At 62.3% G+C, this 18,688-nt stretch carries 23 protein-coding genes; 14 read left to right on the top strand and 9 right to left on the bottom strand.

All coding sequences use genetic code 11. The features are described 5' to 3' along the window. Window positions 1–193: 193 nt before the first annotated feature. Both AC0NIL_RS17450 and AC0NIL_RS17445 read right to left on the bottom strand, forming a co-directional pair. Entirely contained in the window at window positions 194–2,308 is a 2,115-nt protein-coding gene (locus AC0NIL_RS17450) for a vWA domain-containing protein (RefSeq protein WP_275952821.1), read from the bottom strand. Between the two features lie 2 nt (window positions 2,309–2,310). Further along, complete coding sequence (locus AC0NIL_RS17445) at window positions 2,311–2,871, bottom strand: RNA polymerase sigma factor (RefSeq protein WP_027160496.1); 561 nt, start codon at window positions 2,869–2,871, stop codon at window positions 2,311–2,313. Window positions 2,872–3,027: 156 nt separating this feature from the next. On the opposite strand from AC0NIL_RS17445, the gene AC0NIL_RS17440 reads away from it, so the two are divergent. The 6 genes from AC0NIL_RS17440 to AC0NIL_RS17415 are packed head-to-tail and all read left to right on the top strand — an operon-like array spanning window position 3,028 to window position 5,383. Continuing rightward, window positions 3,028–3,351 carry an ArsR/SmtB family transcription factor gene (locus tag AC0NIL_RS17440; protein ID WP_013531187.1) on the top strand — a complete coding sequence of 108 codons (324 nt, stop codon included), beginning with the start codon at window positions 3,028–3,030 and terminating at the stop codon, window positions 3,349–3,351. Continuing rightward, window positions 3,348–3,773, top strand: a complete 426-nt coding sequence (locus AC0NIL_RS17435) for an SRPBCC family protein (protein ID WP_275952820.1) — start codon at window positions 3,348–3,350, stop codon at window positions 3,771–3,773. The genes AC0NIL_RS17440 and AC0NIL_RS17435 overlap by 4 nt, the downstream gene beginning before the upstream one ends. A 54-nt stretch (window positions 3,774–3,827) precedes the next feature. After that, on the top strand, window positions 3,828–4,049 hold the full coding sequence (locus AC0NIL_RS17430) for a hypothetical protein (RefSeq protein WP_013531185.1): 222 nt from the start codon (window positions 3,828–3,830) through the stop codon (window positions 4,047–4,049). Then, window positions 4,009–4,503 carry a DUF1801 domain-containing protein gene (locus AC0NIL_RS17425; protein ID WP_395316696.1) on the top strand — a complete coding sequence of 165 codons (495 nt, stop codon included), beginning with the start codon at window positions 4,009–4,011 and terminating at the stop codon, window positions 4,501–4,503. Before AC0NIL_RS17430 ends, AC0NIL_RS17425 begins: the two co-directional genes overlap by 41 nt. 39 nt (window positions 4,504–4,542) lie before the next feature. Further along, window positions 4,543–4,935, top strand: coding sequence for a VOC family protein (locus tag AC0NIL_RS17420; RefSeq protein ID WP_013531183.1), 393 nt, complete (start codon window positions 4,543–4,545; stop codon window positions 4,933–4,935). A 40-nt stretch (window positions 4,936–4,975) separates the two neighbouring features. Then, on the top strand, window positions 4,976–5,383 hold the full coding sequence (locus tag AC0NIL_RS17415) for a DUF1801 domain-containing protein (RefSeq protein ID WP_024501305.1): 408 nt from the start codon (window positions 4,976–4,978) through the stop codon (window positions 5,381–5,383). Between the two features lie 2 nt (window positions 5,384–5,385). On the opposite strand, the gene AC0NIL_RS17410 is transcribed toward AC0NIL_RS17415, so the two are convergent. The 6 genes from AC0NIL_RS17410 to AC0NIL_RS17385 all read right to left on the bottom strand — a co-directional run bounded on the left by AC0NIL_RS17410 (window position 5,386) and on the right by AC0NIL_RS17385 (window position 11,957). Then, window positions 5,386–6,564 (bottom strand): BaiN/RdsA family NAD(P)/FAD-dependent oxidoreductase, encoded by a 1,179-nt coding sequence (locus AC0NIL_RS17410; RefSeq protein ID WP_275952818.1) that lies wholly within the window; start codon window positions 6,562–6,564, stop codon window positions 5,386–5,388. Between the two features lie 108 nt (window positions 6,565–6,672). Continuing rightward, complete coding sequence (locus AC0NIL_RS17405) at window positions 6,673–7,431, bottom strand: dienelactone hydrolase family protein (RefSeq protein ID WP_473573171.1); 759 nt, start codon at window positions 7,429–7,431, stop codon at window positions 6,673–6,675. 91 nt (window positions 7,432–7,522) lie between these two features. Then, complete coding sequence (locus tag AC0NIL_RS17400; protein WP_275952816.1) at window positions 7,523–8,821, bottom strand: CynX/NimT family MFS transporter; 1,299 nt, start codon at window positions 8,819–8,821, stop codon at window positions 7,523–7,525. Beyond that, window positions 8,818–9,495, bottom strand: coding sequence for a FadR/GntR family transcriptional regulator (locus AC0NIL_RS17395; RefSeq protein ID WP_013531178.1), 678 nt, complete (start codon window positions 9,493–9,495; stop codon window positions 8,818–8,820). Before AC0NIL_RS17395 ends, AC0NIL_RS17400 begins: the two co-directional genes overlap by 4 nt. Before the next feature lie 102 nt (window positions 9,496–9,597). Beyond that, a complete protein-coding gene (locus tag AC0NIL_RS17390) occupies window positions 9,598–10,293 on the bottom strand; it encodes a 4Fe-4S dicluster domain-containing protein (RefSeq protein ID WP_275952815.1) in 696 nt (231 codons plus the stop codon). An 89-nt stretch (window positions 10,294–10,382) separates the two neighbouring features. Further along, window positions 10,383–11,957, bottom strand: a complete 1,575-nt coding sequence (locus AC0NIL_RS17385) for a trimethylamine methyltransferase family protein (protein WP_024501311.1) — start codon at window positions 11,955–11,957, stop codon at window positions 10,383–10,385. A 272-nt stretch (window positions 11,958–12,229) separates the two neighbouring features. On the opposite strand from AC0NIL_RS17385, the gene AC0NIL_RS17380 reads away from it, so the two are divergent. After that, window positions 12,230–12,928 carry a corrinoid protein gene (locus tag AC0NIL_RS17380; RefSeq protein ID WP_013531175.1) on the top strand — a complete coding sequence of 233 codons (699 nt, stop codon included), beginning with the start codon at window positions 12,230–12,232 and terminating at the stop codon, window positions 12,926–12,928. An 88-nt stretch (window positions 12,929–13,016) separates the two neighbouring features. Here the strand turns inward: AC0NIL_RS17380 and AC0NIL_RS17375 are convergent, their stop codons facing one another. Beyond that, a complete protein-coding gene (locus tag AC0NIL_RS17375; RefSeq protein WP_013531174.1) occupies window positions 13,017–13,157 on the bottom strand; it encodes an entericidin A/B family lipoprotein in 141 nt (46 codons plus the stop codon). 63 nt (window positions 13,158–13,220) lie between these two features. Between AC0NIL_RS17375 and AC0NIL_RS17370 the strand changes: the two genes are divergently transcribed. From AC0NIL_RS17370 to AC0NIL_RS17340, 7 genes are all read left to right on the top strand, one after another. Beyond that, a complete protein-coding gene (locus AC0NIL_RS17370) occupies window positions 13,221–13,850 on the top strand; it encodes a DUF1638 domain-containing protein (RefSeq protein ID WP_013531173.1) in 630 nt (209 codons plus the stop codon). A 104-nt stretch (window positions 13,851–13,954) separates the two neighbouring features. Next, entirely contained in the window at window positions 13,955–14,530 is a 576-nt protein-coding gene (locus AC0NIL_RS17365) for a DUF4893 domain-containing protein (protein ID WP_013531172.1), read from the top strand. Window positions 14,531–14,623: 93 nt separating this feature from the next. Further along, entirely contained in the window at window positions 14,624–15,406 is a 783-nt protein-coding gene (locus tag AC0NIL_RS17360; RefSeq protein ID WP_275952813.1) for a formyl transferase, read from the top strand. Window positions 15,407–15,610: 204 nt separating this feature from the next. After that, window positions 15,611–15,913, top strand: coding sequence for a virulence factor (locus AC0NIL_RS17355; protein ID WP_013531170.1), 303 nt, complete (start codon window positions 15,611–15,613; stop codon window positions 15,911–15,913). Beyond that, the gene (locus AC0NIL_RS17350) at window positions 15,906–16,532 is read left to right on the top strand and encodes a methylenetetrahydrofolate reductase C-terminal domain-containing protein (RefSeq protein ID WP_013531169.1); all 627 of its coding nucleotides are present in this window, start codon (window positions 15,906–15,908) and stop codon (window positions 16,530–16,532) included. Before AC0NIL_RS17355 ends, AC0NIL_RS17350 begins: the two co-directional genes overlap by 8 nt. Next, complete coding sequence (locus AC0NIL_RS17345; RefSeq protein ID WP_063168204.1) at window positions 16,529–17,620, top strand: methylenetetrahydrofolate reductase; 1,092 nt, start codon at window positions 16,529–16,531, stop codon at window positions 17,618–17,620. The genes AC0NIL_RS17350 and AC0NIL_RS17345 overlap by 4 nt, the downstream gene beginning before the upstream one ends. 81 nt (window positions 17,621–17,701) lie before the next feature. Next, entirely contained in the window at window positions 17,702–18,676 is a 975-nt protein-coding gene (locus tag AC0NIL_RS17340) for a methyltetrahydrofolate cobalamin methyltransferase (RefSeq protein WP_013531167.1), read from the top strand. The last annotated feature ends 12 nt before the right edge of the window (window positions 18,677–18,688 follow it).

The raw sequence follows: 18,688 nt of genomic DNA, 5'->3' as shown, positions 1-18,688 counted from the left end.
GGTACACCTGTCCTGCGTAACAAGCAGGGGGTTGCGATCCGCTACCGGAAATGCCGCGCAATTTAACGACCTGGAGATTCTCCGAAAAAAGGCCGGCAAGGGAATGAACCCCTCGCCGGCATGCCTCACCCGCCCGCGGTCGGTTTCCCCTGTCAGAACGATCCCATCTGAAAGAAACCGGCCGTCATCACCACTACCGATTACCGCCCAGCGCCGAGGCAAGGCGCACAAGCGAGAGGAACTCGGACCTGTACCCAAACGGGTCGGCTCCTCGAGCGGCAGTGGCGATCTCCATGATCTTGTCGTAACCGAACTTCGCGATCGCATCCTCGTCGCGCAGCTTCTGGCCGAAGGCGGCGACCGCGACGGAGAAGCGCTGGTCGGTGCTGGCCTGGTCGAAAGACGAGATCTCGTTGGCCGAGGTCACCGGCGTGGTGATCAGCTTCGAGACGTCTTCATTCGGCAGCTTGTAGCGGATCTTGACGAAGGCATATTCGTCCGCATTGGCAACGCCGCCATTGTCCACCGACGCCTGGCCATAACGCAGCGCGTCGATCTGTTCGCCGCCGCTGCCCTTTGGCGTGATTTCATAGATCGCGGTGACGGAATGGCCCGAGCCGATATCGCCGGCATCGACGCGGTCATTGTTGAAATCCTCGCGGTTCAAGGCGCGGGTCTCGTAGCCGATCAGGCGATATTCCGAGACCTTGTTCGGATTGAACTCGACCTGGATCTTGACGTCCTTGGCGATGGTGAACAGCGTCGACGATGCATCTTCGACCAGCACCTTCTCGGCTTCGGCCAGCGTGTCGATATAGGCGGCGGTGCCGTTGCCGTTCTGGGCGATGGTCTGCATCATCTGGTCGTTCAGATTGCCGCGGCCGAAGCCGAACACCGACAGGAAGACACCGGTCTTGCGCTCTTTTTCGATCAGCCGCTTCAGATCGTCGTCGTCGCTCTGGCCGACATTGAAGTCGCCGTCGGTGGCGAGCATCACCCGGTTGACGCCGTCCTTCACGAAGGATTTCTGCGCCAGCCTGTAGGCTTCCTTGATGCCCGCCTCGCCGGCCGTGCTGCCGCCGGGCGTCAGATTGTCGATGGCACTGAGGATCTTGTCCTTTTGGGACGCCTTGGTCGGCTCCAGGACCGTGCCGGCGTCACCCGCATAGGTTACGATCGAGATCGTGTCGTCGGCCTTCAGCTTGCTGACCAGCAGCCGAAAAGCCGATTTGAGCAGCGGCAGCTTGTCCGGCTCGTCCATCGAGCCCGAGACATCGATCAGGAAGACCAGATTGGCCTTCGGCTGCTCGGTCGGCTTGACGTCAAAACCCTTGATGGCGACATGCATCAGCCTGGTATGCGTGTTCCACGGCGTCGGCATGACGCTGACGGTCGAGTTGAATGGTGTCGAGGCCGACTCCGGACCCTTCCAGTCATAGGGGAAGTAGTTGATCATCTCCTCGACGCGAACAGTATCGACCTGCGGCAGGGTGCCCTGCTTCAGCGAGCTGCGCACGAAGGAATAGGAGGCTGTGTCGACGTCGATCGAGAAGGTCGAGACCGGATCCTCGAGTGCCGCATGCACCGGATTGGTCTTGAAATCCTCGATGCGGTCGTGGTTTTCCGGTTGCGGCTGCATCTGGTCGGCCGGCAAGGTCGACGGCTGCTGCGGCGCCATCAGCTTGGACTCGGCCGGCATGCGGGCCCGCGACGTACTGGGCGCACTTACGGCGCCATCCAATGCGAATTCGCCTGTCGGAGCCGGTGGCGCGGGCTCGGCCAGCACACCGCGCTCCAGCGCATTCTGTTGTGCCGCGCCGCCGGCAACGGTCGATTCGGATTTCTGCGGCGAGGCCGGCGCCACAAGCGCATCGGCCGCGTCGCGGCTTTCCACATCGGCGTCGGCTTTCTTGTCCTTCTCCAGCCCGGTCGGAGCCGGCTTCGGCTGAGCGGTCGTCGGCTTCACCGTCGCCGGCTTGTCGGCCAGCGTCTCGGTGATTTTCTCGTCGCCGCCGAATTTCGGCGGCTGTTCCCTCAGCATATGGAAGGTGGCGTATCCGGCGATCGGCAGGGCGACGAGCCCGGCAAGAACCGGCGTGGCAATGAGTTTCTTTTGCATGATCTCGCTCCAGAGCTTTTGTGCTCGCTCTGTGAGACGAAGCCCGCCAACCGATCCTTGGGTAACGGCAGAAATATTTTCCTGATCGTATGCGCGCAGGGCGGCTTCGAAAGCACGTGCCTTGGCATCCTTGGCGGGCGCCGGCGCTGCTATATCGCGCAGTCTGTTGAGTTCGTTGTCGTCAACCATGGTCACACTTCCCCGGCCGCGCGCATCAGCGTCTTCAGCCGTTTCTTCGCTTCATGGATGTGCCAGGAAACCGTCGTCTCCGAGATTGTCATCGCCTCGGCCGCGGCCGCATGGCTCAACCCTTCGCCATAGACCAGCAAAACTGCGTCGCGCTGCTTGTCCGGCAATCGCCGGACGGCCGCCCATAACGCTTCGGCAGGGTCTTCCGGTTCGACCGACGCCTCGCTCGAGATCAGTGCATGGACGCCATAGGCCTCGGTCTTGACGGTCTCGCGGGCGGACTTTCGCATCACGTCGCGCGCGGCGTTCATCGTCACGGAATAGAGCCATGTGGTGAAGGCGCCGCCGCCGCGATAGTCGCGGATCGCTTTGCCCAGCCTGACGCAGACTTCCTGGGCGATGTCTTCGGCATCGGCCTTCCTGCCGCACCAGCGATAGGCGGCGCGATAGACGAAGTCATAGTGCCTTTCCAGCAATGTGCTGAAGGCCCTCCTGTCTCCGCCCTTCGCCCGCCCGATCAGTTCGGCGTCGGAGGCTTCGCTCTCATCCAGCATCATCGCCATCATTTGCCTGTTGGACGAAGGCTAATGGCTAATCCTTGGGGCAATGGAAAGATTTTTTTGGAAACCGCCGGATCGGGACCGCCAACACCCCCGCTTGACATATCCATATCTCGACAGTTATACGTAAATCAATAGCCACAGGGTTATCGATCCCGGATGACGAACGCTCACGATGTCCTCTTCAGAACGCTCTCCGATCCGACGCGTCGCGCGATCTTCGAGCGCCTGTGCCGGCAAGGCGAGCAGACGGTCGGCGCCCTGACGGCTCAGTCGGGGGTCTCTCAACCTGCGGTGTCGAAGCATCTCGGCGTGCTCAAGCAGGCCGGGCTGGTGCGCGACCGCCATCAAGGACGGCAGACCCATTACAGCGCCCAACTGGCAGCACTTTCCCCACTGACCGACTGGACGAACCAGATGAACGCGTTCTGGCAGAGCCGGTTCGACGATCTCGAAAATTTGCTCAAAAGAATGGACCAATGACCAACATTGCGACCGAAACGCGCTCTGTCATCGTCGAACGTGAGATCCCCTATCCGCCGGAAAAAATCTGGCGCGCGCTGACCCAACCGCATCTGATCGAGGAATGGCTGATGAAGAACGACTTCAAGCCAGTCGTGGACCACCGTTTCAAGCTGCGGAAGGAACCGCAACCTGACGTAAGCATCGTTGTGGACTGTCAGGTAATAGCCGTCGAGTTGAACAAGACACTGTCCTACACGTGGCAGGCCTATGGCCTTGAGAGTGTCGTCACCTGGACCCTCGTGCCAACCAGCACAGGCACCCGGTTGCGTATGGAACAGTCCGGCTTCCGGCCGGATCAGGAGCAGGCGTATCGGGGCGCGACGAGCGGGTGGCGGCAGTACTTTGCAAATCTGAGTCAGGTCCTGGCGCGGATAGATTGAAACCCGCAGGTGCGGATCGGTGGTCCGCACCGGCTGTTTTGACAGGAGGATCTATTGGACTGGAACAAGTGGGTTCGGCAAATGCATCGCTGGCTGTCGATCATCTTTGCGCTGACCGTCATCGCCAACTTCGCCACCATGGCATTCAGGCAGCCTCCCGCCTGGGTGGTCTACTCGCCGCTCCTGCCGCTCCTCCTGCTGCTGCTCAGCGGCCTGTACATGTTCGTGCTGCCCTATGCCGCCAAGGGACGCGGCGTGCAGCGTGCCGGCGGATAGGGAGTGGGGCAGAGTGGCCAGGACGCAGGGACAATCGACCGAGGCCAAGGCTGCGCCAGTGCTGCTCTCCGGCGGCAACCCGCAAATCGCCAAGGGCGACGGCGACGCCCCGGTGCAGGCCTATATCGCTGCGATGCCGGACTGGAAGCGCGGCCTGGGCGAGCGCCTCGACGCGCTCATCGTGGGCAACGTGCCTGACGTCCGCAAGGCCGTGCGATGGAACTCACCCTTCTACGGCATCGAAGGCCAGGGCTGGTTCGCGAGTTTCCATGTATTCACCCACTATGTGAAGATGACCTTTTTCAGTGGCATCTCATTGCAACCGATCCCACCAGGCGGCACGGCCAAGAGCAAGGATGTGCGCTGGATCGACATCCGCGAAGACCGGTTCGAGGAGGCGCAAATGGCGGAATGGATCAAGCAGGCCGCCGCCCTGCCCGGCTGGACCCCGTAGCGGCCACAGACGCAAGAATACGACAGAGGAGAAAGAGCGATGAAGATCAAGCTGACCAGCGTGTATGTGGACAACCAGGAAAACGCATTGCGCTTCTACACCGACGTGCTGGGCTTCACCAAGAAGGCCGATTTCAGCAACGGGCCCTATCGCTGGCTGACAGTGACCTCGGCTGAAGAGCCTGATGGAACCGAACTGCAGCTCGCGCTCAACGACAACCCGGCCGCCAAAGCCTATCAGGAAGCCATCTTCCAGCAGGGTCAGCCTGCGGTCATGTTTTTCACCGACGACGTCAAGGGCGACTACGAGCGCATCAAGGCGAAGGGTGGCGCGTTCACCATGCCGCCGACCGAGGTGACCGGTTCAACCATCGCCCAGCTGAACGACAGCTGCGGCAACCTCGTTCAGATTACCCAACTGGCGCGCTGGTGACAGGCAGCGGTTGAACGCGTCGACGCACAGGAGACACCAAATGACCCCCTCGCAACAGATCGACCAGCTGATCGCCGGTCTCTCGGACTGGCGCGGCGAGACGCTCGCCGACATCCGCAAGACCATCCTTGCAGCCGACCCGGACATCATCGAGGAGTGGAAGTGGATGGGCAGCCCGGTATGGTGCCTCGACGGCAACATCGTGGTCGGCAACGCCCACAAGGACAAGGTGAAGCTGACCTTTTCCCATGGCGCCAGCCTGCCGGATCCCGACAGGCTGTTCAACAATGGTTTTGGCGGCAAGGTGTGGCGGGCTATCGATGTGTTCAAGGGCGACACGCTCAATGAGAGCGCTTTGAAAGAGCTCGTCCGTGCCGCCATCGATTACAACAAGGCCAAAAAGAAGAAAAAGGCGCCGGCAGCTACTGGGGCGAAGCCACGGAAGTAAGTCTATGCTGCCTGGCCTGCCACCCAGCCCGACGACCATGCCCACTGGAAATTATAACCGCCCAGCCAACCCGTGACATCGACGACTTCGCCGATGAAAAACAGGCCCGGCACGGATTTCGCCTGCATCGTCTTCTGGTCCAGCCCGTTGGTGTCGACCCCGCCCAGTGTCACTTCGGCGGTGCGGTAGCCCTCAGAACCGGCAGGCTTGATGCGCCAGTCATTGACTGCGGCAGCTATGGTTTTGATCTGGGCGTCCGCAAGATCGGCGAGGTTGCCATCGATCCCGGTGCGTTCGGCGATCGACTGCGCCAGCCGCTTCGGCAGGTGATTTGCCAGCACGGTCTGCACCGCCTGCCGCCCATTACCGCGCTTGGCACTACGAATGAGGTCCGCCACATCAACTCCCGGCAGCATGGCGATGCGGATTTCGTCGCCCTCGCGCCAATAGGACGAGATTTGCAGGATGGATGGTCCGCTGACGCCGCGATGCGTGAACAGCATCGCTTCGGAGAACTGCGTCTTGCCGCAGGCGACTTCCGCGTCGACGGCGTTGCCGGCCAGCGGCGCGAGCCCTTCGAGCGTGTTTGCGTCAAAGGTCAGCGGCACCAGCGCCGGCCGCGTTTCGACGATGGCAAGCCCAAACCGTTCGGCAAGCTCGTAGCCGAAACCGGTCGCCCCCATCTTGGGGATCGACTTGCCGCCGCAGGCCACGACCAGAGACTGGCAGCTAATCGTGCCCGTGGAGAGAGTGAGCACAAACCCCTCCACGATTTTGCGGACATCCTCAACGCTGGTCGACAGCACCAGTTCGGCGCCCTTGTCCTGCATTTCCGAGACCAGCATGTCGATGATCTGGCGTGCGGAGCCGTCGCAGAACAACTGCCCAAGCGTCTTTTCGTGATAGGCGATGCGGTGGCGTTCGACGAGGGCGATGAAATCGCGTTGCGTATAGCGGCTGAGCGCCGAAATGCAGAAATGCGGATTGCCCGACAGAAAATTCTTCGGGCTGGCATGGATGTTGGTGAAATTGCACCGGCCCCCGCCGGAGATGCGGATCTTCTCGCCAGGCGCCGCCGCATGATCGAGGATCAGCACAGAACGGCCGCGCTTGGCCGCCTCCACGGCGCACATCATTCCGGCGGCACCCGTGCCGATGATCACGACATCATAGGATTGCATCAGGCTGTTCGTTCCCGCTCGGCCCACTCATCCGGCGCAGCGCATTTGTGCTGCCTGATACCGCGAACGGGGCGGACAGCCAACAGGCAAGAACAGCCAAGCAAAGGCTCAGATCAGCGTCTCTGCGAACAGCATCGTCAAGCGCTTCCAGTGGCGTTCGGCGCCCGCGGCATTGAAAACGCTATGATCGGGCACGCACCAGCCATGCGCCATGCCGGCATAGTTCTCGATGACATGATCTACTTCCGCAACCCTGAGCGCCTCGGCCAGGCGCGCCGACTGTTCCGGCGGGAAACTCCTGTCGACGCCGGATGTGCCGACATAGACGCGCGCCTTGATCGAGGCTGCCTTGCGATGCGGGCTGTCGGCGGCGTCGCTGGCGAGATTGCCGCCATGGAAGCTTGCGGCCGCTTTTATCCGTTCGGGATAGGTTGCAGCCGCATTCAATGATCGACCGCCGCCCATGCAATAGCCGATGGTGCCGATCGGCCCGGTAATGCCCTCGGCAGCAAGCGCATCGAGGAACGCACCGCTGTCGCTGATGGTCATCTCCTGCGTCGTGCCGGTGACCAGCGCCATCAGCGGGATTTTGGTCTTTTCCTCGGCGAAGGCGGTCTTGGCGTCGAACGGCCCGTAAGGCGCATTGCGGTAAAACAGGTCGGGCACCAGCACCGCATAGCCTTCATTCGCCAGCCGCTCGGCCATACTGTCGAGCGCCGGCCGCGGACCAAAGGCGTCCTGATAGAGAATGACGCCGGCCTTGGCAGGAGATGCGTTTGCCGAGCGGAAAAGCCCGGCATTGGCAACACCATTCCTGGTCTTGATCTGAAGGTCGTGTGTTTCGTCATCGCTCGCTCCGTTCGACAGATGCGCGATACATATCCGTGCAAGCCTATACGGCAAGGCGCTCCCTGAGCATGGCAGTCAAAATTTCGTGCGGGATTGCGTGACGCTATTGCTAGCCTTCTCGCACCGTCCGCGCACCGACATGCAGCGCGCGGCCGGCACCGAGCCCCATAATGGCTACGCCAAGCCCGAGCGCGACGAACAGGAACGCCGTTCCCGAAAAACTGCCGGTCCAGTCGCGGATCAGGCCCACCAGCAGCGGGCCGAATGCCGCCAGCACATAGCCGACGCCTTGCGCCATGCCTGAAAGATGCGCGGCGACATGCGAATCCGGCGAACGCAGCACGATTAGGCTCATGGCAGCCGCGATCAGGCCGCCCTGCCCGATGCCTTGCAGGATCGCCCAGAACAGCACGGTCGAGGTCGGTGCGAACAGAATGCCGAGCAGCGCGATCACCGCCGTGGCAACGAGCGCCACATTGATGCCGCGCTGGTCTTTCAGCCGCATCGCGAAGGACGGCACGGCGAGGCAGGTGATGACCTGCGCCATGACAGACACCGAAACCATGGCGCCGGCGGTGGCCGCATCGAAGCCACGCTCGCGCAGGATCGGCGCCAGCCAACCGAAGATGCAATAGGCAAGTGCCGACTGCAGGCCCATGAACAGCGTCACCTGCCAAGCCAGGCGATCGCGCCAGAGACCAACGACGCGAAAGCCCCGATGACTGACCTGCCGACGGCTGCCCAGCGCCTGCGGAATCCAGATCAAAAGCACGACCAGTGTAGGCACCGCCCAGGCAGCAAGTGCCCCGGACCATGAACCGGTGACAAAATGCTCGATCGGCAGTGTGAAGCCGGCGGCGGCCGCCGAGCCGGCACAGAGCGCCATGGTGTAGAGCCCGGTCATGACGGCGGCCTTGTCGGCGAAATCTCGCTTCACCAGGCCCGGCAGCAGCACATTGCCGATGGCAATGGCGCCGCCGGCAAGGAAGGTGGCGACAAACAGCAGGGGAACCGTACCGAACCAGCGCAGGCCGGTTCCCAGCACCAGCAAGGTGAGCGCCCCGAGCAAAGTGCGCTCGGCTCCATAGCGCTGGGCAAGTCTTGGCGCGAAGGGCGCGAACAGACCCAGGCACAGAACGGGCAGCGTCGTCAGCAGGCTGGCGCCCGTCGTCGAGAGTCCGGTTGCCTGCATCACCTCGGGCAGCAGTACCGACAGGCTGGAAAACAGCGGCCGCAGGCTGAAGGCGATCAGCACAAGGCTCGCGCCAAGCACGATGCGCGCCGCACGGCTGCGCAGTTCAGGCGGCTGCGGCACGGGCAGGCTGTCGGCCTCGGCATCGATGAGTTCCAGACCCTCGATGGCGGCGGATTGCGCCGTCGGGTCAGGCTGACGAAAACTCTGGTTCATTGCGAAAGCAGTCTTTCAAGTTGGGCAAGCACCGGCGCCATGAAGGCGCGAACGGCGGCAACGGCGCGCTCGGGATTGCTCGCGGCAATGGCGTCGACGATAGCCGCATGCGCCTGGTGGTCCGGCTCGGGCAGATCGCCGTCGATGGTGGCATGGATGGTCTCGGTGATGGCGGCGGTGAAGAAGTCGTAGAGCTCCATCATCGCTTTGTTGCCGGACGCCGCGACAACCGATTTGTGGAAAGCGAGATCGCGCCGGATGAAGGCATCGCTTCCGCCGCCCGCGACGGTGCCGCGTTCGGCAAGCAGTTGCCGCATCGTCTCAAGATCGGCTGGCGTGTGGCGCATGGCGGCGAGCCGTGCCGCCTCCAGGTCGAGCGCCGCCCGCGCCTCCCACTGATCGCGCAGGCCGGTGCGCTTGACCCGGTCGAGCGCGGCAGAGGCATCGACGGTAGAGCGCACATATGTGCCCGAGCCCTGGCGCGTATCCAGCAATCCTTGCGAGACCAACACCCGCACCGCCTCGCGCACCGTGCCGCGGCTGACCGACAGAAGGTCGGTCAGGGCTGCCTCATTGGGAATGCGCTCGCCGACGCCCCAGCGGCCGCTGACGATCTCCGCACGCAGGCTGCTGGTGGCGCTGTCGGTGAGATTGGTTCTGGTGGCGGGTTGCATAGGCCTATTCATAAGTCATCAGATGACTTGATGAATAGGCCTGCTTCTAGCTGCCGTCAAGATGCTCATCGAAGCCAACGAGCACCACGCAATGGGAACGGATCAGCTGGTGGCTCGTGCGAAGCTCGCCATGTGAAACGCCTGGACCTCCGGCGGATAGCGATACCCCGCGCCATAGGGGCACGCATTGCGATCGAGGCAACCGCCGCTGCGGCAGGGTTCGCCATGCGCTCCCCCCACATGCGCGAGGCAGGATTGATAAGCGAATCCTTGCGCGGAATAGGCGTCGACCGGGCAGGATTTCAGGCAGGGTTTCTCGACGCAGCTATCGCAAAGGTGAGGCGCTGCCTCGGCAACTTGAACTGGAATTTCGTCGTCAAACAGCAGCACACCGCGGTAGGCATGCCATAGCCCGTAGCGCGGATGCATGAGGATGCCGAGCGGCGACGGTTTCAGCCCCTCCGCCCGCATCGCCCATTGCTGGAACGGCAGATAGGGCTTGTCCGACGGAGAAATCGCCCGTGCGCCAAAATCCTGCGCCACGGCGCCGATCACTTCGCGCGACCATGTGTCGAGCGGATTGGCGATTGCCTGTGGCTGTTGCTCCCACCAACGCAGGAAATGCGGCCAGGGTGCCGCGCCCGCCTGCCCCACCAGCAGGACGGCCGCTGCCGGCGCACCCGATGATCCCGTTGGCGGCACATCGCTTGGCGTAAAATTGAAGCCGCCGCGAAGAACAAGGCCGTTGGCGAGAAGCGCCGCAGCAATGCGGTCAACGCTGCCGGCGGGCGTAATCATCCCTTCTTGTCCGGATCGGAGAACGCGCTCCGCCAGACTTCCTTGTGGATGATGTTGGCGACTTTAGCCCCGCCTGACTCGGGCTCCTTTCAAGTGAAGGCGTCGGGCATCGACCCCTTCTTCTTGGCGATGAAGTCCTTCAACGCTTCGTCGATGCTCGGATCGAGATGCGGCGCCTCATAGCTTTCCAGCCAGCGGCGGGCGAGTTCGTTGGCGCGCTGCGGCGCGGTCTTCTCGCCTTCGGCCAGCCACTGCTCGTAGGAATTGTTGTCGGCGATGTTGGAGCGGTAGAAGGCGGTCTGGAAGTTGGCCTGGGTGTGGTCGCAGCCGAGATAGTGGCTGCCCGGCCCGACCTGGCGGATGGCGTCCATCGCCTGGCCGTTTTCCGACAGGTCGACGCCTTCGGAGAATTTCTGCGTCATGCCGAGCTGGTCGATGTCCATCATGAACTTTTCGTAGCAGGAGGCTAGCCCGCCCTCGAGCCAGCCGGCCGAGTGCAGCACGAAATTGGTGCCGGCCAGGATGGTCGAGTTCAGCGTGTTGGCGCTTTCATAAGCCGCTTGTGCATCCGGAACCTTGGACGCGCAGAGCGAGCCGCCGGTGCGGAACGGCAGGCCGAGACGGCGCGCCAGTTGTGCGGCGCCATAGGAAACCAGCGACGGCTCCGGCGTGCCGAAGGTCGGCGCCCCCGACTGCATCGAGATCGACGAGGCGAAGGTACCGAACAGCACCGGCGCGCCTGGCCGGATGAGCTGCGTGAACGAGGCGCCGGCCAGCACTTCGGCCAGAACCTGCGTCAGCGTGCCGGCAACCGTCACCGGGCTCATCGCGCCGGCGAGGATGAACGGCGTGACGATGCAGGCCTGGTTGTGGCGCGCATAGACCTTCAGCGCACCGAGCATGGTCTCGTCGAACACCATCGGCGAGTTGGCGTTGATCAGGCTGGTCAGCACCGTGTTGTTCTCGACGAAATCGTCGCCGAACACGATCTTGGCCATGGCGACGGTGTCCTCGGCGCGTTCCGGCGCGGTCACCGAGCCCATGAACGGCTTATCGGAATATTTGATGTGGCTGTAGATCATGTCGAGGTGGCGCTTGTTGACCGGCACATCGACCGGCTCGCATACCGTGCCGCCCGAATGGTGGATCGACGGCGCCATATAGGCGAGCTTAACGAAATTCTGGAAATCCTCGATAGTCGCGTAGCGCCTGACACCGTCGAGGTCACGCACGAAGGGCGGGCCATAGACCGGCGCGAACACGGTGGCATTGCCACCGATCTGCACCGAACGCTCGGAATTGCGGGCGTGCTGGGTGTAGACGGACGGTGCGGTCTTGAGCAGCGAACGGCACAGCCCCTTCGGGAAATGCACGCGCTCGCCCTTGACGTCGGCGCCGGCCTCTTTCCACAGTTGCAGCGCTTCTGCATCGTCGCGAAAGATGATGCCGATCTCCTCGAGAACCGTGTCGGTGTTCTTCTCGATCAGCGCCAGGCCTTCCTCGTCCAGCACCTCGTAAACGTTGATCTTGCGCTTGATGTAGGTGAGCTGCGTGCCCGGGCCTCCGCCCGAACGCGCGGCCCGCCGGGCAGCAGCCCCGCCGCTGGCGCCGCGCCCACGTCGCGCGTTTGACGCTTCCTGATCGACTGCCGCGTGTTCGCTCATGGTGTTCTTCCCTGAATCTGTTCTTGTCTGGAATCCATAGCGGCTGCTCTCGCCGCTTCTTGCCAGATCGTAGCCATGCACCCTATTCGAAACGGCCCGCCAGCGCCAACGCCTGTCGCAAAATCGACAAGAATTCCAAGAGAGTTACGGTCGCTTTCCTTTTGCGGGAAGTCGCAAATCAGCTATGGATACATGCCCTCAGCGGGTTAGGTATGAACGCGAAGATATGTGCCTTGCGACATGGTCGCGATGCCGGCAGGAGCTCGATACAAATGTCCGACGACGAGATCATCCTTTCCGAACTTTCCGACGACGAGTTGGTGCAGCAGATGCACGACGATCTCTATGACGGGCTGAAGGAAGAGATCGAAGAAGGCACCAACATCCTGCTCGAGCGCGGCTGGGCGCCTTACAAGGTGCTGACCGAGGCGCTGGTCGAAGGCATGCGCATCGTCGGCGAGGATTTTCGCGACGGCATCCTGTTCGTGCCGGAAGTGCTGCTTTCCGCCAATGCGATGAAGGCGGGCATGTTCATCCTGCGCCCGCTGCTCGCCGCCACCGGCGCGCCCAAGCAAGGCAAGATGGTCATCGGCACCGTCAAGGGCGACATCCACGATATCGGCAAGAACCTTGTCGGCATGATGATGGAGGGCGCTGGCTTCGACGTCATCGATCTCGGCATCAACAATGCGGTCGAGAAATATCTCGATGCGATCGAACAGCACCAGCCCGACATCATCGGCATGTCCGCACTGCTGACCACGACCATGCCCTATATGAAGGTCGTCATCGACACGATGAAGGAAAAGGGCATCCGCGACGATTATGTCGTGCTGGTCGGCGGCGCACCGCTGAACGAGGAATTCGGCAAGGCCGTCGGCGCCGATGCCTATTGCCGCGACGCGGCGGTGGCGGTCGAGACCGCCAAGGACTTCATGAAGCGCAAGCACAATGTGCGCGCTTCGGCCTGATTGGCCAATTCGGCCTGGACGACAGGAGAAGCCGCGCCCTTGCAGCGCGGCTTTTTTGTTACCAGATGATGAGGTGGCCGCGTGCGGATCAGGGCTTGGTGACGGTGTCCTCGACCGCCTTGGCCGTCGATTTGACATCCCTGCCGACGCCACGGACGGTGTTCGCGCAGGCCGCAAGGGCCAAGGCGCAGGCCAGGATGGCAATCGGCGTGATGCGCAGCAGTTTCATGGACGGTGTCTCCCTCAACAGATAAATTAGCGCCACAACAACGAAAGCCGCTCGACTGGTTCCATGGCCAAGACGCAAAAAACGAAACCGAATCAAGACGACAGGCTGCTCGTCATCGCCTGCGGGATGATTGCGCGCGAAGTTCTGGCCGTCAAGGAACAGCTCGGGCTGGATCACCTCGACCTGACCTGCCTGCCGGCGGAATTCCATTTCTACCCGGACCGCATCGCACCGGCCATGGACAAGGCGATCGAAAAAGCCAAGACGGAAGGCTACAGCAACATCTTCGTCGGCTATGCCGATTGCGGCACCGGCGGTCTGCTCGACCGCATCTGCGAGAAGCATGGCGTCGAGCGCATGGCCGGCCCGCATTGCTTCGCCTTCTACCAGGGCATGGAGGCCTATGCGAAAGTCGCAGACGACGACATGATGTCGTTCTACATGACCGACTTCCTCTGCCGGCAGTTCGACGCTTTCTTCATGAAACCGCTCGGCCTCGACAAGCACCCGGAGTTGATCAAGGACTATTTCGGCAATTACGAGAAGCTGATCTACCTCGCCCAGACCAACGATCCGGAACTCGACAAGGTCGCCGAAAAAGCCGCCAGAATGCTCGGTCTCGTCTATGAACGCCGCGCCACCGGTTATGGCGACCTGACGGCCGGGATGGCGCAGGCGGCTGCAGGCGCCTGAAGCAATTCTTGCCCCGCGATGACTCAAGGCTAGATGACAGGCCGCCGTGGACGGGTAAGGTGTGCGCCACAAGCAAACAGACTGCCAGCCATGGAAACGCACTGATGACCCCTCGCCTCTTGATAGCTGCACTCGGCCTCCTCTGTTTGGCCCTGCCCGCCCATGCCGACGGCGAGATACAGAAACTCATCACCCCGGCCGACAAGACGCGGCTCGACAAATATGGCGAGACCCGCAAGGCAGCCCTTGCCGAGGCGAAGACAGGCAACCCGGCCGAGGTCAAGCAACTCGATGCCCTGTTGGCAAAGCCTCTGGTGGCCTTTTCCGACAAGGACCTGACCGGCAACTGGCAGTGCCGCACCATCAAGGCCGGCGGACCTTTGCCGCTCGTCATCTATGGCTGGTTCAAGTGCAAGGTGACCGATGACGGTTCCGGCTGGCGGCTGGAGAAGATCAGCGGCTCGCAGCGCACCAGGGGCCGTTTCTTCGACGATGGCGAGAAACGCGCGATCTATCTCGGCTCCTTCTATGTCAACAGCGATCCGGCAAAGCCCTATGGCAGCGGTCCGCAAACCGACCAGGTCGGCTACGCCTTCCGCAACAGCGCCAAGGAATGGCGCATCGAATTTCCGGCGCCCTACTATGAATCGAAGCTCGATATCATCGAATTCAAGCGCTGACTGTGTATCGAAGAGCTCATCACCAAGGATTAACCCGGACACCCTAGCATCCCGTCTATTGTCGAGAACGGTTGCTTGGAGGGGGCAAGATCCATGGCAGCATCAGAATCCAATACGCGTCCGATCGTGGTCGTCACCGGAGGCGGCCAGCATGTCTGGGCTATGATCAATGCGATCGCCGACCGCGTAGGTCCTGTCAGCGTCGTCCTCGAAACGCCTGAATCCAAAAAGCAATTGCTGCGTGGCCGGGCTCGCCGCCAAGGCTGGATTTCCGCCATCGGCCAGCTTGGCACGATGGTACTGAGTAGGTTGGGCAAGCGATTCCTGGCCGGCCATAGCGCGCGACTGATTGCCGAGGAGAAGCTGGAGGTTGAGCCGCGACCAGGCCAGGAGATCATCCCGGTAGCCTCGGCCAATGGGCTTGAGTGCCTGCAGGCGATCCAGAAGATCCGGCCAGGCGTTGTGCTGCTCAACGGTTGCCGACTAATCTCGGCTGAGATGCTGAGCAAAATGCCCTGCCCGGTGCTCAACTACCATGCGGGCATCACGCCGAAATATCGCGGCATGAATGGCGGCTATTGGGCTCTGGTATCAGGCGATGCGCAGAATTTCGGCACGACTGTCCACCTCGTCGACGCTGGCGTCGACACTGGTGGCGTGCTGAAGCAGGCGCGCGGCAGATCGAAAAAAGGCGACACCATCTCAAGTCACGCGCTACGCCAGACGGCGTTCTCGCGCGACATCTGCGTCGAGGCTGTCAGCGATGCACTGGCTGGAAAACTCACGACGATCGATCCCGGCCTGCCTTCGAAACTCTGGTATCATCCGACGATCTGGTTCTACGTCTGGACGGGCCTCAGAACTGGCATCTGGTAGCGCGTTTTTCGTCCTGGACGGCATACTGCGCGCCAGCGTTTCCGACGCGCTGGACCGGGCGCCGGCACACGCCGCAAACGAATAAACCCACCTTTCATTTTACGACATCGATATGCGTCGCTTTTGAATGCGCGCGCGTCGTCCCATAACAAGCGGCACCACTGCGCTTGCGGCAATGCTCGATAGTTCGAGGAGTGAGAATTCATGGCCGATCTGATCGTCGTCTACTGGCGCGACATCCCTGCCCAGGTGATCGTCAAGAAGGGCCGGCAGAACGCCAAGCGCGAACTGCCGCTGCGCTTTACCGAGGCGATCGACATGTGCGCCATGCGCACCGGCGCCGGCGGTACAGACGACTATCTGGCCGAATGGCGCAAAGCCGATCCCATTCCGGTCGGCGACGACCTCGAAGCCGAAGTCGAGAAGGCATTCAACGACATCGACACGAGATATGACCGCGAGCGGCTGGTCGCTCTGGTCAAGGCGGGCGGCAAAGAAAATGTCTGAAACCATTCCTGCCAAGGAGAGGCCGGCTGTTACCCAGGCCACTCTGGTCAAGAAGGCAGCGCCGAAATCCGACTACAAGCCGGCCGACGTATCGCCGCAGCGGCGCGTGCAGCGTTCCTTCGCGGTCAGATTATGGTCGGTGCGGCACTCGCGATTACTCGAATGGTTCTACGCCAAATTCGCCGACATGTTCCTGCTCCTCCATCCCTTATGGAAAGGCATAGGCTATGGCCGTGTCGAAGGGCCGATCAAATTTGTCGAGAAGCGCGTCAAGGGCTTCATGTTCGACTGCCGCATGTGCGGCCAGTGCATCTTGTCCTCGACAGGCATGTCTTGCCCGATGAACTGCCCCAAGCAATTGCGCAACGGCCCTTGCGGCGGTGTCCGCGCCAACGGCAATTGCGAGGTCGAGCCCGATATGCCCTGCGTCTGGGTCAAGGCCTGGGAAGGCTCGCAGAACATGGTGCACAGCGACAGGATCCTGACCGTGCAGAAGCCGGTCGACCAGTCGCTGCGTGAAACCTCGGCCTGGCTGCGGGTGACCGCGCAGGCGGCCACCGCGCGCGAAGCCGCCGCTGCCGCCAAGAATGAGGCGGCCAGCACCGGGGCGTCGGCATGATCGGCCGCCAGCGCGACGAAAACCCGGCCGGCATCCACCTGCCGCTCGAACCCCTGCCCGGCCACACCTCGCGCGGTCGGCTGGAGCGCGTACTGCGGCGCGGCGAGTTCGCTGTGACGACGGAGCTCAACCCGCCCGACAGCGCCGATCCGGAAGACGTCTACAACAGGGCGAAAATCTTCGACGGCTGGGTCGACGCCATCAACGCCGTCGACGCATCGGGCGCCAACTGCCACATGTCCTCGGTCGGCATCTGCGCACTTTTGACGCGCATGGGCTATGCGCCGATCATGCAGATCGCCTGCCGCGACAAGAACCGCATCGCCATCCAGGGCGACGTGCTGGGCGGGGCTGCGATGGGCGTCGCCAACATGCTGTGCCTGACAGGTGACGGCGTGCAGGCCGGAGACCAGCCCGGCGCCAAGCCGGTGTTCGATCTCGACTGTATGTCGCTCCTGGAAACCTGCCGCATCATGCGCGACAACGGCAAGTTCCTGTCCGGCCGCAAGCTGACGACGCCGCCGCAGCTTTTCCTGGGTGCTGCGATCAATCCGTTCGCGCCGCCGATCGACTTCCGCCCGCACCGGCTGGGCAAGAAGATCGCCGCCGGCGCGCAATTCGTACAGAGCCAGTATTGCTTCGACGTGCCCATGTTCCGCACCTACATGCAAAAGGTGCGCGACCTCGGCTATACCGAAAAATGCTTCATCCTGGTTGGCGTCGGGCCGCTCGCCTCGGCCAAGACGGCCAAGTGGATCCGCTCGAACGTGCCGGGCATCCATATTCCCGATTCCGTCATCAAGCGGCTGGAAGGCGCCCAGGATCAGAAGAAGGAGGGCAAGCAGCTCTGCATCGACATCATCAACGAGGTGAAGGAAATATCAGGCGTTTCCGGCGTCCATGTGATGGCCTACCGGCAGGAGGAATATGTCGCCGAGATCGTCGATGAATCGGGCGTGCTGAAGGGCCGCCAGCCGTGGAAACGCGAGATCCGCCGCGACGACCAGATGGTCGCCGATCGGCTCGAGCACATACTGCACGACGATATTACCGAAACGCAGGTGGATATGGTGAAGACCGCGCACTGACGGCGCGGACGGCCACCCATTCGCTTGAACGAAACCAGACAACGATATAAAGAAATCTTTATATCACGGCGGAGAGAATTTATGACCCGTACCATCGTCGCTTCGGCGACACGAGAAATCATCATCGGCTTCGACCAGCCGTTCTGCGTGATCGGCGAACGCATCAACCCGACCGGCCGCAAGAAGCTGGCCGCCGAGATGATCGCGGGCAATTTCGAGACCGTGATCCGGGACGCACTCGAGCAGGCAGCCTGTGGCGCCACCATGCTCGACGTCAATGCCGGCGTCACCTCGGTCAACCCGAACGAGACCGAACCCGGCCTCTTGGTGCAGACGCTGGAGATCGTGCAAGGGCTGGTCGACCTGCCGCTGTCGATCGACAGTTCCGTCACCGCCGCGATCGAAGCCGCACTCAAGGTTGCCAAGGGCCGCCCGCTGGTCAACTCCGTCACCGGCGAGGAAGAAAAGCTCGAAGCCATCCTGCCGCTGGTCAAGAAGTACAACGTGCCGGTCGTCGCCATCTCCAACGACGAAACCGGCATTTCGATGGACCCGGACGTGCGTTTCGCCGTCGCCAAGAAGATCGTCGAGCGCTGCGCCGATTTCGGCATTCCGGCGCATGACGTCGTCGTCGACCCGCTGGTCATGCCGATCGGCGCGCTGGGCGATGCCGGCCGCCAGGTCTTCGCGCTGCTGCGTCGCCTGCGTGAAGAGCTCAAGGTCAACACCACCTGCGGCCTGTCCAACATCTCTTTCGGCCTGCCGCATCGCCACGGCATCAACGCCGCCTTCATCCCGATGGTGATCGGCGCCGGCATGACCTCGGCCATCATGAACCCGGTGCGGCCGCAGGAAATGGAAGCCGTGCGCGGCGCCAATGTGCTGAACGGCACCGACGAGAACTGCACCAACTGGATCCGCACCTACAAGGATTATAAGCCGGCCGAAGGCGGCCAGGCGGTCGCCGCCCCGACTCAGGTCAATGCGCCGGGCGACGGCGCCGGCAATGGCGGCCGCCGCCGTGGCGGTCGTGAGGCCCGGATGGGTCGAGGATAGCGATTCAATATG

This window comes from Mesorhizobium sp. WSM1343 (assembly GCF_055901535.1).
This window is presented reverse-complemented; position numbering and strand designations above follow the sequence as displayed.